The organism is Actinacidiphila rubida (assembly GCF_900110255.1).
GTDB classification, from domain to species: Bacteria; Actinomycetota; Actinomycetes; order Streptomycetales; family Streptomycetaceae; genus Actinacidiphila; species Actinacidiphila rubida.
In genome coordinates this window covers 1-12,920 of sequence record NZ_FODD01000041.1, presented here as the reverse complement: position 1 = coordinate 12,920, position 12,920 = coordinate 1, and the positions used below count along the sequence as shown (strand labels likewise).

Genomic DNA, 12,920 nt, shown 5'->3' with positions numbered 1-12,920 from the left:
CCGGTGGCCCCTGACCCGTGTCCGGCGGCCGCCTGGGACTTCCCCCGCGCCCCGCACGCACGAGGCGGCGGCCGGCCGGTGAGCCGGCCGGCCGCTGGGTGGGGGACGTGACGGGCTTCAGGGCCGCGGGGCCTCAGCGCTCGAGGGCTTCATGAGGCGGCGCCGTCCGCGCGGTGGGTGAAGCGGCCGGCGAGCATGGTGCAGAACACCGGCATGCCGGGCAGGTCGTGCGCGGCCCGTGCCGCCGGATCGTCCTCCGTGACCACGAGATCCGCACGGTCCCCCACACGCAGGGCGCGTCGGCCCGCCGCGGCGGCGGCGAGCGCGGAAGGCAGCCCGATCGCCTGCTCCGGGTGCCACTCGGGCCGCCGGTCCGCCCCGGTGCGGTACACCGCTGCGGCGATGCCCCGCCACGGGTCGAGCGGGGACACCGGTGCGTCCGAGCCGATCTGCAACTGCGCGCCGGCCCGCGCCAGATCCGCGTAGGCGAAGGACCGGTCGGTGCGGCCGGCCCAGTGGTGGTCGGCGACGTCCCGGTCGTCGGCGGCGTGCGCGGGCTGCACGCCGAGCACCAGGCCCGCTCTGGCGAAGCGGGGCAGGTCGGCCCGGTCGATCAGCTGGACGTGCTCGATCCGCCCGGCACAGCCGACCTTCTCGAAGGCGTCCAGCGCGATCGTGTTGGCGCGGTCCCCGATCGCGTGCACGGCGCTGTGGATGCCGTGCCGCGCCGCGTGCGCCATCAGCCGTTCCAGCTCGGCCGGTTCGGTCTGGAGGATGCCGTACTCCTGGCCGGCCGCCGGCGTCCCGGGATACGGCTCGTTGCACAGCGCGGTCCTGGTGTTGAGCGAGCCGTCGACGAAGAGCTTCAGCGGCCCCACCCGCACCATCCCGCCGGTGTCCGGCAGCGCGTCGCCGGTCCGCAGCCGCCGTGCGATCGCCTCGTCCAGATACGCCGGGTAGATCGCGCAGGCCACCCGCGCCCGCAGCGGAGCCTGCCGGGCCCGGCGCGTCCAGTCCGCGACGTTGTCGGCGTACTCGAAGTCGAGGAAGCCGACCACGCCGCGCGCGGCCGCGGCCCCGACCGCGTCGGCGACCCAGCGGTCGACGACCTCGGGGGCGGCCGCGCTGAGCCGCGCCACCGCGTCCAGGCACTCGGCCTCGCGCAGCACGCCGGTCGGGTGGCCGTGGCGGCCGAGCGCCTCCAGAGCCGCCCGGTTGAGCCACGCGGTGTGCAGGTCGTTGCTGACCAGGGCCACCGCCCGGCCGGAGGCGTCCGACCAGGCGAGCAGGGCGGGTTCGGGCCGGTCGGGCCACAGCCCGTCACGGAAGCCGAAGCCGATCAGCGGCTCGTCGTACGGGCGCTCCCCGCTCCCCGCCGCCTCCGCCATGAGCCGGGCCGCCGCCGCGGCGGAGCCGGCGCCGGACAGGTCGACGCGGCGCCGGGCGCTGGCCCACTGGACCATGTGCACGTGCGCGTCCCACAGGCCGGGGAGCACGGTGCGGCCGCCGGCGTCCACGACCTCGCCGGCCGTGCGCGCGGGGGCCTCGGAGGTGATGGCGGCGATCCGGCCGCCGGCGATCAGCAGGTGCGCGAGCGGTCCGCCGGAGCCGAGCCGGACGTTGCGCAGCTGCACCGGCGCGGCCTGCGCCGCCTGGTCCGCGGTGGCGGTCTGCGGGCTAGTCACCGGTCACCAGCACCCGTCGCATGGCGGCGGCCAGGGCCCTGTTGCCGTGCGGGCCGTCGACGTCCAGCGCGGCGGCGGCGCGCAGCGCGACGTCGTGCGGCTTGTCCTGGCTCAGCTTGTGCTTGCCCGCCACCCGGCTGGGCCGCAGCCGGAAGCCGGTGGTGTAGGGCGCGATGTCGCGGGCGTAGTCCTCGACGGTCGCCAGCCGCCACGGCTCGGGCCGACCGGCCTCGAAGTGCTCCACCGTGCGCTCCAGGACGCGGTAGGTCTGTTCCGCGTCCAGGACGGCCGGCCGGCCGTGCAGGTGGGCGACGACGAAGTTCCAGGTCGGGACATAGGGTCCGGCGCGGTAGGTGCTCGGGGAGACGTAACCGTCAGGACCTTCGACGATCACCACCACGTCGTGCCGTCCCAGTTCGTGGAGTTCGGCGTCGGCCCGCGCCAGATGCCCCAGGATCGTCAACGCGTCCCCGTCCCCGTCCGCGTCAGGGTCGGGATAGGGATCGGGGATCACGGGCAGATGGGAGACCACCGGGCCGCCCCCGGTGGCGCTCACCAGGGTCGCCCAACCGTGGGCGGCGACCAGCTCGCGTAGTCGCACCGGGTCGGTCAGGGCGTAGATCGGTTGGTCCAGCATGGGTTCCCCCATCGGCTCGGCTGTGTTGTCCGGGCGACGGTAAGCGCGGGGAGGGGCGCCGGTGTTCGTGGAGCCCACGCAATTGGGCCGGGCGGCGTTGTCGGAACGCACAGCGGCCGGCCGGCGCCCCCGCGGGACGGGCGCCGGCGGCCGGCGCTATCCGGCGATCTGGTGCAGCCGCAGTTGCAGCCAGGCCACCAGCCGGGTGTCGGGGTCGTCCAGGTCGAGGTCGAAGAGCTCCTGGATGCGGCGGATCCGGTAGCGCAGGGTGTTCTCGTGCACGGCCAGCCGGGCCGCCGCGGGGATCGCCTCGCCGAAGGCGTCCAGGTACGCCAGCAGCGACTGCGCATAGGTCGTGGAGTGCTCCACGTCGTGTTCGATGATCCGCTGCACCGGACCGGGTGGCAGGTCGACGGCCGCGGCGCCCCGCTCGGTGAGCTCCATCAGCGTCACCCGGCTGCGGACGTCGGAGACGGTGGCGACCGTCGGCGCCTGCGGGTCGCCGGCCAGCGCCCGCAGCACCCGGTCGGCGGTGCGCCGGCCGTTGGGCACCTCGTCGAGCTGGGCGGCGGGGACGCCGATGCCGGCCTGGAGGGCCAGTCCCGCGCTGCGCTGCACGGTGGTGACCACGTTCTCGGCGAACTTCACCACACGGCGTTCGGCTCCCGGGTCGGTCCTGGTCGGCAGCAGGGCGTACACCAGGCCGCCGGTGGTGGTGCACAGCGCCTGCGGGTGCCACGCCTCGCAGTACAGGCCGACCAGGTCGACGATGCGGGCGCCGCCGAGTCCGGGCATCTCCTCGGGCGCGGCCTGCGCGAACGCCACCACGGTCGTCGCGGTGTCCCCCGCGATCCCCAGCTGCGCGGCGGCCGTGCGGCCCGACACGGCTCCCTCCAGCAGCGAGGCCAGGGCCTCGCCGCGGCTCCACCGGTCCGGGTCCCGGTGGCTGCGGGCCCGCAGCAGGTGCAGGGCGGTCACCTTCGCGGCCTCCTCCAGGGCCGCCTCCGCGCCCTCGCCGAGCGGCGGGTTGCCGTCCAGCGCCCAGAGCAGGCCGAGCAGTTGCGGCCCGGCGCGGACCGCCACGGCGAGCCGGTTGACGTGCTTGGTGTCGGGAATGTCGAACACCACGGGGCCGTCGGCGCGGATGACCCGCTGGTACTCGTCGAGGTTCGTCGGGCGGTCCGGCGTCTGCCGCCCGAGGATGCCCTGGCGCCGGATCTCGTCGATCTCCTGGTGCGGCAGGTTGGAGTAGGCCAGCACGTGGCCGAGCGGGTCCTCGATGGTGATCGCCCCGCCCACCTGGTACGCGATGGCGTTGGCCAGCGGGAACAGGTCACCCATGCCGATCGAGGTGTACGTGTCCTGGGCCGGCCCCGACGCGCTCGTGGCGGCGGTGACCAGCGCGTCGAGATGGCGCCACGGCATGTCGTCGGGGATCACCAGCAGGGCCACGCCGGCCGACCTGGCCGCCGCGGACGCCGCGGCCAGGTCGCCGCCGCGGGCCTTGACGACCACGGCGCTGTAACGGGCGGCGCCGGCCTGCCCGATCGCCGCCAGGAAGTCCGCGCCGCCCGGCGAACCGCCCACCGCCAGCAGGACGCCGTCGGCCTGCGCGGGCACCGGCTCGCACGGGTCGTGGATCACCTGCCGGCCGATGAGGACGTCCTCACTCTGGGGTGCGCACTCGATCTGGAGCACCAGCGGACCCAGGTGCTCGCGGAGGCGGCGCAGCGTCGTACCACCGGAATCGTCGGGCGCCGACGCGTCGGTGACCTGCGGGGCGGGGCGGGAGGTGCTCGGCATCGGCACATCATAGGCACCCCCCGGAACCCCCTACCGGTCAACGACGTGGTGACGTACGGTAGTCGCCTCCGGGGCGCGGACAGGGCGCGCCGGGCACTTCGGCCTGCCCGGGCGGAGCAGGCAGGCGGTGGCGCGGCGAGACCCGCATGTGCGCCGACACAAAGCGGCGGGGGCGTTTTTGCCCGGACCGATGAAGCTGCCGCATCCGTACTGGGCCAGTCTCGGCTCACTCGACATTCCGACCGCCCCTGGAGGTACCCCAGATGACTCCGCCACGACCAGGACGTGTCAGCCGCAGGACAGTGGTGGCCCTGGGAGCCGCCGGCGCACTGGCCGCCGTGAGTGCCTGCGGTGGGGGTGGTGCGCAGTCCGGTGGCACGAGTGCCGCGGGCGGCTCGTACTCGATCGGCGTACCGAGCTGGTACATCGCCCATCTCACCCCGGGCAAGGCCGGCTTCAGCGGCGTCGCCGACGCGATATGGACGCCGCTGACCCAGGTCGACCGCGGCGGCAAGGTCGTCGACGCCGTCGCGCAGTCGCTGCGGTCCACCGACCAGAAGCACTGGACCATCACGCTCAAGAGCGGCTGGAAGTTCCAGAACGGTGAGCCCGTCACCGCCCAGTCGTTCGCCGACTCGTGGAACGCGGCGGCCTACGCGCCCAACGCCATGACGAACGGGTACCTGTTCGCGAACATCGACGGGTACGCGGCGCTCAACCCCACCAGCGGCAAGCCCACCACCGACAAGCTCTCCGGGGTGCAGGTCGTCGGCGCGAGCACGCTCAAGGTCACCCTGGTCAAGCCGCTGTCGATGTTCCCCTATGTGCTGGCGGGCACGGCCTTCGCGCCCATGCCGAAGGCCGCGTTCAAGGATCTCGCCGCCTACGACCGGCTGCCGATCGGCAACGGCCCCTACCAGGTGGCGTCGCCCGGTCTGGCGCCCGGCGGTCAGCAGATCACCCTCAAACGCTTCGACGGCTACCCGGGCGCGAAGGGCAAGGCCGCCCAGATCACCGTCAAGACCTACCAGACCGACGCCACCGCGTTCACCAGCTTCCGGTCCGGTGCCGTCGACATCGCGACCGCCAGTGGCAACGACCTGTCGACCGCGAGCCGGATGTACTCCTCGCAGCTGGTCACCTCGCCGACGGCCGCGGTGGTCTACCTGGGATTCCCGCTGTGGGACCGGCGGTTCGCCGACGTGCGGGTGCGCGAGGCCTTCTCGCTGGCCGTCGACCGCAAGGCGATCGTCGCCTCGCTCCTGCAGGGTCACGCGCAGACCGCGGCCGGCATCGCGCCGAACGTCATCGCGGGCGGCGGCGGGACGGACTGCGCGGACTGCTCCTACGACCCGGCCAGGGCACGCCAGTTGCTGGCGGCCGCGGGGGGCTGGAAGGGCTCGCTCACCCTGTGGACCAAGCAGGACCCCGACATGCAGACGGTGCTCGAGGCGATCGTCAACCAGCTGCGCAGCAACCTCGGCATCAGCTCCCTCTCCATGAAGGTCCAGCCGACCGACCAGATCTACCCGAACCTGCTGGCGCACAAGACCACGGGACCGTTCCTGCTCTACATGGGTGCCTCGTACCCCAACCTCTACTCGCAGGCGGACCAGTTGTTCGGCAGCACGTCGGGCACCAATGTCGGCGGGTACAAGAGCGGCGCCTTCGACTCCCTGATGAACCGGGCCGCGGCCGCGACGACATCCGGCGCGGGCTTGAAGCTGGCCCAGCAGGCCACCCGTACGGCGATGGCGGACCTGCCGCTCGCGCCGCTCTACTACCCGGTCAGCGGTGCGGTGCACGCCAAGAAGCTCTCCGGCCTCCAGCTCGGCTATCTCGGGGACGTCGACCTGTCCTCGGTCACGGTCCGATGACCGCGCCGCGCGCCGGCGCCGGCGCACACCGAGGGGGCGGGCATGGCTAGTTACGTCCTGCGCCGGATCCTGCTCATGATCCCGGTGCTGCTGGGCACGACCTTCGTCATCTACGCGGCCGTCTACGCGCTGCCGGGCGACCCCGTGCAGGCGCTGGCCGGCCCCGACCACGTGGTGACGCCGGCGACGGCCGCGGCGATCAAGGAGCACTACCACCTCGGCGACCCGTTCCTGGTGCAGTACTGGCACTACCTCACCGGGCTGCTGCACGGCGACTTCGGGATCGACCTCGCCAACACCCCGGTGTCCGCGATCATCGCCGCGAGCTGGCCGGTCACGGTCAAGCTCGCGGTGATGACCTGGATCATCGAGGCGGTCGCGGGCGTCGGTCTCGGCTACCTCGCCGCGCTGCGCGCGGGCCGGCTCCCGGACCTCGCGGTGCTGGGCGGATCCAGCCTGGTGCTGGGCGTGCCGTACTTCATCACCGCCTACGTCGCGCAGATCGTGCTGGGCGTCAAACTGCACTGGTTCCCGGTCTCGGGCACCGACGACGGCTGGCCGCTGAGCTATCTGGTCCCCGCGCTGTGCCTGGCGCTGCTGGGGGTGCCGGAGATCGCCCGCCTCACCCGGGCCAGCGTCCTGGAGAACCTGGGGGCGGACTTCGTCGACACCGCGACGGCCAAGGGGCTCAGCCGCTCCCGGGTCCTGGTCCGGCACGTGCTGCGCACCTCGCTGGTTCCCGTGGTCTCCATGCTGGGGACGAACCTGGGCTACCTGCTGTCCGGCACGATCCTCATCGAGGGCATCTTCAACCTGCCGGGCCTGGGCTTCCAGGTCTTCCAGAGCGTCCAGCAGCACGACGGCCCGACCGTCGTCGGCATCAGCACCCTGCTGGTGCTGGTGTTCCTCCTTGTCAACCTGGTCGTGGACCTGCTCTACGGCGTACTCGACCCGAGGATCCGCCTTGACTAGTGCCCTGCAGCCGGCCACGCCCGCCGCGCCGGCCGTGGCCGCCGTACCCGGCGCGGCCGGGCCGTCCCGGCGCGTCGAACGCGGCACCCTCCACCGCCTGGCGCGCCGCCCGCGCTTCTTCCTGCCGCTGGCCGTGGTCGTGCTGCTGTGCGCCATGGCCGCCGTGCCGTCGGCCTTCGCCGGCTGGTTCGGGCACGGCGACCCGCACCGGTGCTCCCTGGAGCACAGCGGGCAGGGGCCCACGTCGGGCCACCCGTTCGGCTTCGACGTCCAGGGCTGCGACCTCTACAGCAACGTGGTGCACGGTGCCCGCGACTCGCTCGGCATCGGCCTGCTCACCACCGCGCTCACGCTGGTGGTCGCCGTCGTCCTCGGCTCGCTCGCCGGCTACTTCGGCGGCGTCACCGACATGGTGATCAGCCGCCTGATGGACGTCTTCTTCGGCTTCCCGATGCTCGTCGGGATGATCGTGGTGCTGGAGACCTTCAGCGTGCACAGCATCCTGAGCGTGTCGCTGGTGCTGGCGCTGTTCTCGTGGCCGGTGCTCACCCGGATCATGCGGTCCTCGGTGCTGGCCACCCGCGGCCTGGACTACGTGACCGCGGCCCGCGAGTTGGGCGCCGGGCCGCTGCGCATCCTGCTCCGGCACGTGATCCCGAACGCGATCATGCCGGTCGCGGTGCTGACCAGCATCACCGTCGGCGGGGTGATCACCGCGGAGGCGTCGCTGACCTTCATCGGGGTCGGCCTGTCCGCCCCCGCCATCTCATGGGGTGTCCAACTGAACTCCGCCCAGCAGTACTTCACCGTCCACCCGGGGCTGCTGCTGTTCCCCGCGCTCTTCCTGTCCCTGGCCGTGCTCAGCTTCGTGCTGCTGGGCGACTGCCTCCGCGACGCCTTCGATCCGAGGCTGCGATGACCACCACCACCGGCAACGCGCCCACCGGCCGGCGCCACCCGCTGTCCCGCTTCGCCGGCTACGACCCCGACGCTCCCCCGCTGGAGGTCACCGATCTGCGGGTGGTGTTCGCCGACGCGTCGGGCCGGCCGGGCGCCGGCGGCGTCGTCGTCGACGGTGTCAGCTACCGCACCGCGCCCGGCCGCACCCTCGCCGTGGTCGGCGAGTCCGGCTGCGGCAAGAGCCTCACCGCCCGGGCGGTGATGGGCATCCTGCCGCGCGGCGCACGCGTCACCGGCGGCACGGTCCGGCTGCACGGCATCGACCTGCTGGGCCTGGACCAGCGGGCCCTGGCGCAGATCCGCGGCCGGCACCTCTCGATGGTCTTCCAGGACGCGCTGTCCGCGTTGAACCCGGTGCTGCCCGTCGGCCACCAGATCGCCGAGGTGTTCCGGGCGCACGGCGACATGAACCGCCGCCAGGCGCAGCGGGCGGCGGTCGGGATGCTCGACCGCGTGCACATCCCGGAGGCCGCCCGCCGCGCCGGCCACTACCCGCACCAGTTCTCCGGCGGGATGCGGCAGCGGGTCATGATCGCCATGGCGCTGGCCCTCAACCCCGAGGTGGTCATCGCCGACGAGCCGACGACCGCGCTCGACGTCACCGTGCAGGCGCAGATCATGGAACTGCTCGCCGACCTGCAGGCCGAACACGCCGTCAGCCTCGTGCTGATCAGCCACGACATGGGCATCGTCGCCAACGCCGCGGACAGCGTCGCGGTGATGTACGCGGGCCGGGTGGCCGAACAGGCCCCGGCCGAGGACCTCTACCGCCGGCCCGCCCACCCCTACACCCGCGCGCTGCTCGACTCGATCCCCCGCCGGGGCTCGCGCGGCCGGGCGCTCACCGTGCTGCAGGGCTCCCCGCCGGACCCCGCGGAGTCGACGGACGGCTGCACCTTCCGGCCGCGCTGCCCGCTCGCGTCCGACGCCTGCGCAACGGCACCGTCCCCGCAGGCGGTCGCCCCGCGGCGCACCAGCGCCTGCCACAACTGGAAGGAGGTGGTGGGCGCATGACCGCCGCACCGTTGATCCTCGAAGTCCGCGACCTCGTCAAGCACGTCCCGGTCGGCGGTGGCGGCGTGCTGCGGCGCGGCGCCGGCCGGCTCAGGACCGTCGACGGCATCGACCTGGAACTGCGCCGCGGCGAGACCCTCGGCCTGGTCGGCGAGTCCGGCTGCGGCAAGTCGAGCCTGGCCCGGCTTCTGACCGCCGTCGACCGGCCGACGTCCGGGGAGATCCGGTTGTTCGGCGAGCGCCTGGACCAACTACGCGGCAGCCGGCTGCGGGCGGCCCGCCGCCACATCAAGCTGGTCTTCCAGGACCCCTACGCCTCGCTCGACCCGCGTATGACCGTCGAGGCCCTGGTCCGCGAGCCGTTCCTGATCCACCGCGACGTCGCGCCGCGCGCCGACCACCGGCGCCTGGTCGGCGAGCTCCTGGAACTCGTCGGCCTCAACCCCGACCACGCCCGCCGCTACCCGCACCAGTTCTCCGGCGGCCAGCGGCAGCGCATCGCGATCGCCCGGGCACTCGCGCTGCGTCCGGAGATCCTGGTGTGCGACGAGCCGGTGTCCGCGCTCGACGTGTCGGTCCAGGCCCAGATCGTCAACCTGTTCACCTCGCTGCAGCGCGAGTTGGGCATCGCGTACGTCTTCATCGCGCACGACCTGTCGGTGGTGGAGCACATCGCCGACCGGGTCGCGGTGATGTACCTCGGCCGGATCGTCGAGCAGGGCACCGTCGAGGAGGTCTACGACGGGCCCCGGCACCCCTACACCGACGCGCTGCTGTCCGCCGTCCCCGTCCCGCTCCCCGACCCGGACCGCAGGTCCGCCCGGGTGCGCCTGCAGGGCGACGTCCCCAGTCCTCTGGACCCGCCCTCGGGCTGTCGCTTCCGCACCCGCTGCCCCCAGGCCGTCGCAAGGTGCGCCACCGACGAACCCCCGCTGCGCTCCCCCGCCACGGCCGGCGCCCACGCCGCCGCCTGCCACTTCCCCCTCGGACCTGCGTCCGGCGTCGGGGGCGGACCCGTTGACTCGGGCGGAGCCTCAGGCCGGCAGCGGGAGTAGGGACGTGCCGGGGACGAGTTGCCGTTCGACGGCCGGACCAGTAGCCGGCTTGATCGCGCGTCTGCGGGTCCCAGGCCTTGTTGACGGCCGTAGCCCCCCACCGATGCGGTGGGGGGCCTTCTCGTGGAGCGCCAGCCCGGACTCGAACCAAGACCTCCCGCCAGGAAGGCGGGCGTGCTGCTTGCACCACTGGCGCGGGTGGCCGCCTGCCCAGTGCGCAGGTCAACCAGCCACTGACGACGCTACACACCGCTTCTGTCATCCGCCCGTCACGTTGCTCCGTTGGGCTGACGACGGTTGGAGCTGCCACTGGGCACCGTCCATGAGCGGATGCGTGACGTGTGGTGGGCGGGGAGAGTCGGGAGTGTCAGCGAGAGCGAGGTACACGAACAGGTGGCGGCCCGCTTGTGCCTCGCCGCACCCGAGGTGGAGTCGTTCATGGCTGATCTGTGGGCGGAGTATCTGGGGACGCCGAACGAGGAGTTGATCGGCTATGTGCGAGGGCTGCGCGGAAGCTGCAGGCTGGGCATCCTGAGCAACAGCTTCGTCGGCGCGCGGGAGCGGGAGGCGTCGCTGTACCACTTCGACGAGCTGGTCGAGCAGATCGTCTACTCGCACGAGATCGGCGTGGAGAAGCCCGACCCGCGTGCGTTCGACACCACGTGCGCCAGATTGGCGGTGCGGCCGGAGAACTGCCTGTTCATCGACGACGTCGCAGCCAACGTCGAGGCAGCCCGGGCGGCAGGCATGCAGGCGCACCTCTTCGAGGACAATGCCAGGACCATCACCCGCATCGCAGCTCACGCGCGTCAGCCACACCTTCGGTAACCGTCCAGTCGTTGCGGTTCCCCGGCACCGGTCGCGCGGCGCAGGGATCCTGGCGGCCGGGCCGTATCCGCGCGAACAGCTGCCAGGCGACGCGCCCGAGCAGCAGCACGCCCTCCTCCAGCGCGGGGCCGAGGCGGAATCTGTCCCCCGTGACGATGACGCTCCGCCAGGGTTTCCCTTCGGTCCGGTGCTCACCGATACGTACCGGCGGCACCGCCCCGACTCATCGCCCCGGGCGGATTCGCCCGGAGGAGTCTCATCCACCATCTTGCGCGAGGTCCACGGCCACGTCACCCAGGAATGCTGAGCGCCGCCCAGGCCGACGTGCCCCGAGCCTCCGGCGCATGAGCCGCCGCCCCACCAGCCGAAGATCAATAACGGGACCGCCCTTGGTCTCCTGGGCGAGGAACGACAAGGGGCCCGGGTCGCCGTGGCCGGGCAGCGCCGCGTACACCGGCGCCGTGGCACTCGGTCCGGCAGCCCACGGGGGCCGGTCCGCCGAACGGGATCAGCCTGATTCGGTTCGGCCGGCCGGCATTCCGTGCTCCACGGATGGCTGGTGATGCCGACGGCTATGTCGCGTCGTTCTCGAACGCGGTGATCTGTTGCTGGTCGTCCACCTCGCCTGCGGGTCGGTGGTGGGGGTAGGCGCCGGAGCCCGGGTGGGCCTTGTCGATGAGGTCGAGGTATCGCGGGTTGCGGGCGATGAACTCGCCCACGACCGGGCAGATCACGGTGATCTTCTTTCCGGTCGGGCGAATCTCGTCCAGCACACGTGCGATGAGCTCTGGCGCGACCCGGTGGTGGCGGTAGGCGGGGTCGACCCATGTCGTCAGCAGGACGACGCGGCCGCCGACGAAGCGGTACGAGAGCTCTGCGATCGCCTCGGTACCGACGGCCGCGAACCAGCGGCCGCGCTCGGGGTCGTTGACGACATCAAGCTCCCAACTGGAGTCCACCTCACCGGGATGCGTCTCGTCCAGTGCCGCAATGAGCGCCGCGTTGTGTTCTTCACGGATGGCCGCTTCGGCCTCGATGCTGGTTGCCACGGGTCACACTTTCTGTCGGGGAGCCCAGAGGGCTGCTCTAGGACCGGTGCGGCCCTTTGGCCACTCCTGGGTGCCTGGGGTCGATGAGGTCGGTCGTGTCCTGGCCGAGGAAACCGGTGCGCACGCGGATGATCGTCTTTCCCTTGGCTCGCTCGGTGGGGTTGAGCGCCGTAACGGCGTCGTCGAGGTCCGCGACCCGGCCGATGACGGTCCGCAGGCGTCCGTCCCTCACCCGCTGGACGATCTCGCCCAGTTGGGTGCGGTCGGCCTCCACGACGAAGTCGATCGCCAGTCCGTCGGCCGGTCGGGCTTCGGGTGGGCCGGCGATGGTCACCAGCGTGCCTCCGGCTCGCACCAGCCGTGCGGACCGCTTCGCGATGTCGCCGCCGATCACGTCGAAGACCAGGTCGACTTCGCCAGCGTCTTCCAGGACGTCGTTGTCGAGGTCGACGAACTCGCGCGCGCCGAAGTCGATTGCGGCCTGCCGGTCGGCGGCGCGTCCGGTGCCGATGACGTAGGCGCCGGCCTCGCGGGCGAGTTGGGTCACCACGGAGCCGACTCCGCCGGCCGCCCCGTGGACCAGGACGCGCTGTCCTGACTGGAGACGCCCGTGCACGAACAGTCCCTGCCATGCGGTCAGGCCCGAGATCGGCAGGCTCGCACCCACGGTGAAGTCGACGTCGCCGGGCAGCGGCGCGAGGTTGCGCGCCTCGACCGCCACGTACTGCGCCAGCGTGCCGTCACGCGTCCAGTCCGTGAGACCGAACACCCGCTGCCCCACCGACAGCCCCCTCGTCCCGTAACCGAGCGCGCTGACCACACCGGCCACCTCGTGCCCGGGAACCGACGGCGTGCGATCACGCCCGAGACGATCAGTCCAGCTCGACGGCCACGACAACTCACCCGGAGTGAAACCCGACGCATGAACCTCCACCAGCACGTCGTTCCCCGCCGCCTCCGGCTTCGGACGCTCCACCAGAGCCATCCCCGCCGTCCCCGCGGCCTGATCCGTCACCACAACCGCCTTCATCAGGCACCTC

10 protein-coding genes, 1 tRNA gene and 1 pseudogene are annotated in these 12,920 nt (G+C 72.6%); 6 read left to right on the top strand and 6 right to left on the bottom strand.

Translation table 11 applies throughout. The annotated features are described in order from the left end of the window. Positions 1 to 149 precede the first annotated feature (149 nt). The 3 genes from BMW99_RS31405 to BMW99_RS31395 form a co-directional block, all read right to left on the bottom strand. Positions 150 to 1,685 (bottom strand): amidohydrolase, encoded by a 1,536-nt coding sequence (locus BMW99_RS31405; protein ID WP_107451753.1) that lies wholly within the window; start codon positions 1,683 to 1,685, stop codon positions 150 to 152. Beyond that, complete coding sequence (locus BMW99_RS31400) at positions 1,678 to 2,322, bottom strand: FMN-binding negative transcriptional regulator (protein ID WP_069466900.1); 645 nt, start codon at positions 2,320 to 2,322, stop codon at positions 1,678 to 1,680. Before BMW99_RS31400 ends, BMW99_RS31405 begins: the two co-directional genes overlap by 8 nt. 156 nt (positions 2,323 to 2,478) lie before the next feature. Continuing rightward, entirely contained in the window at positions 2,479 to 4,125 is a 1,647-nt protein-coding gene (locus BMW99_RS31395; RefSeq protein WP_069466899.1) for a PucR family transcriptional regulator, read from the bottom strand. 263 nt (positions 4,126 to 4,388) lie between these two features. Between BMW99_RS31395 and BMW99_RS31390 the strand changes: the two genes are divergently transcribed. Genes BMW99_RS31390 through BMW99_RS31370 form a run of 5 tightly spaced genes read left to right on the top strand, consistent with a single transcriptional unit; the run spans position 4,389 to position 10,003 of the window. After that, positions 4,389 to 6,002: a peptide ABC transporter substrate-binding protein gene (locus tag BMW99_RS31390; RefSeq protein WP_079176253.1), complete on the top strand. Its 1,614-nt coding sequence runs from the start codon at positions 4,389 to 4,391 to the stop codon at positions 6,000 to 6,002. A gap of 42 nt (positions 6,003 to 6,044) precedes the next feature. Further along, positions 6,045 to 6,974 (top strand): ABC transporter permease, encoded by a 930-nt coding sequence (locus BMW99_RS31385; protein WP_069466072.1) that lies wholly within the window; start codon positions 6,045 to 6,047, stop codon positions 6,972 to 6,974. After that, entirely contained in the window at positions 6,967 to 7,893 is a 927-nt protein-coding gene (locus BMW99_RS31380; protein ID WP_079176252.1) for an ABC transporter permease, read from the top strand. The genes BMW99_RS31385 and BMW99_RS31380 overlap by 8 nt, the downstream gene beginning before the upstream one ends. Next, positions 7,890 to 8,948, top strand: a complete 1,059-nt coding sequence (locus tag BMW99_RS31375; RefSeq protein ID WP_079138458.1) for an ABC transporter ATP-binding protein — start codon at positions 7,890 to 7,892, stop codon at positions 8,946 to 8,948. Before BMW99_RS31380 ends, BMW99_RS31375 begins: the two co-directional genes overlap by 4 nt. Continuing rightward, positions 8,945 to 10,003, top strand: coding sequence for an ABC transporter ATP-binding protein (locus BMW99_RS31370; RefSeq protein ID WP_069463874.1), 1,059 nt, complete (start codon positions 8,945 to 8,947; stop codon positions 10,001 to 10,003). Before BMW99_RS31375 ends, BMW99_RS31370 begins: the two co-directional genes overlap by 4 nt. A 124-nt stretch (positions 10,004 to 10,127) precedes the next feature. Here BMW99_RS31370 and BMW99_RS31365 read toward each other — a convergent pair. Then, positions 10,128 to 10,199, bottom strand: a tRNA-Gly gene (locus tag BMW99_RS31365). A 98-nt stretch (positions 10,200 to 10,297) separates the two neighbouring features. Between BMW99_RS31365 and BMW99_RS31360 the strand changes: the two are divergent. Further along, positions 10,298 to 10,831 (top strand): annotated as a pseudogene (locus BMW99_RS31360) (HAD-IA family hydrolase); the annotation flags it as partial. A 572-nt stretch (positions 10,832 to 11,403) separates the two neighbouring features. On the opposite strand, the gene BMW99_RS31350 reads toward BMW99_RS31360, so the two are convergent. Next, the gene (locus BMW99_RS31350) at positions 11,404 to 11,880 is read right to left on the bottom strand and encodes a GNAT family N-acetyltransferase (protein ID WP_069463875.1); all 477 of its coding nucleotides are present in this window, start codon (positions 11,878 to 11,880) and stop codon (positions 11,404 to 11,406) included. A gap of 37 nt (positions 11,881 to 11,917) precedes the next feature. Beyond that, the gene (locus BMW99_RS31345; protein WP_079138460.1) at positions 11,918 to 12,910 is read right to left on the bottom strand and encodes an NADP-dependent oxidoreductase; all 993 of its coding nucleotides are present in this window, start codon (positions 12,908 to 12,910) and stop codon (positions 11,918 to 11,920) included. Between the last annotated feature and the right edge of the window lie 10 nt (positions 12,911 to 12,920).

Excerpts from the sequence above, each read along its gene's own strand:
- BMW99_RS31345 (WP_079138460.1), bottom strand. The coding sequence starts at position 12,910 with ATGAAGGCGGTTGTGGTGACGGATCAGGCCGCGGGGACGGCGGGGATG.
- BMW99_RS31385 (WP_069466072.1), top strand. The coding sequence starts at position 6,045 with ATGGCTAGTTACGTCCTGCGCCGGATCCTGCTCATGATCCCGGTGCTG.
- BMW99_RS31395 (WP_069466899.1), bottom strand. The coding sequence starts at position 4,125 with ATGCCGAGCACCTCCCGCCCCGCCCCGCAGGTCACCGACGCGTCGGCG.
- BMW99_RS31370 (WP_069463874.1), top strand. The coding sequence starts at position 8,945 with ATGACCGCCGCACCGTTGATCCTCGAAGTCCGCGACCTCGTCAAGCAC.
- BMW99_RS31390 (WP_079176253.1), top strand. The coding sequence starts at position 4,389 with ATGACTCCGCCACGACCAGGACGTGTCAGCCGCAGGACAGTGGTGGCC.
- BMW99_RS31400 (WP_069466900.1), bottom strand. The coding sequence starts at position 2,322 with ATGCTGGACCAACCGATCTACGCCCTGACCGACCCGGTGCGACTACGC.
- BMW99_RS31375 (WP_079138458.1), top strand. The coding sequence starts at position 7,890 with ATGACCACCACCACCGGCAACGCGCCCACCGGCCGGCGCCACCCGCTG.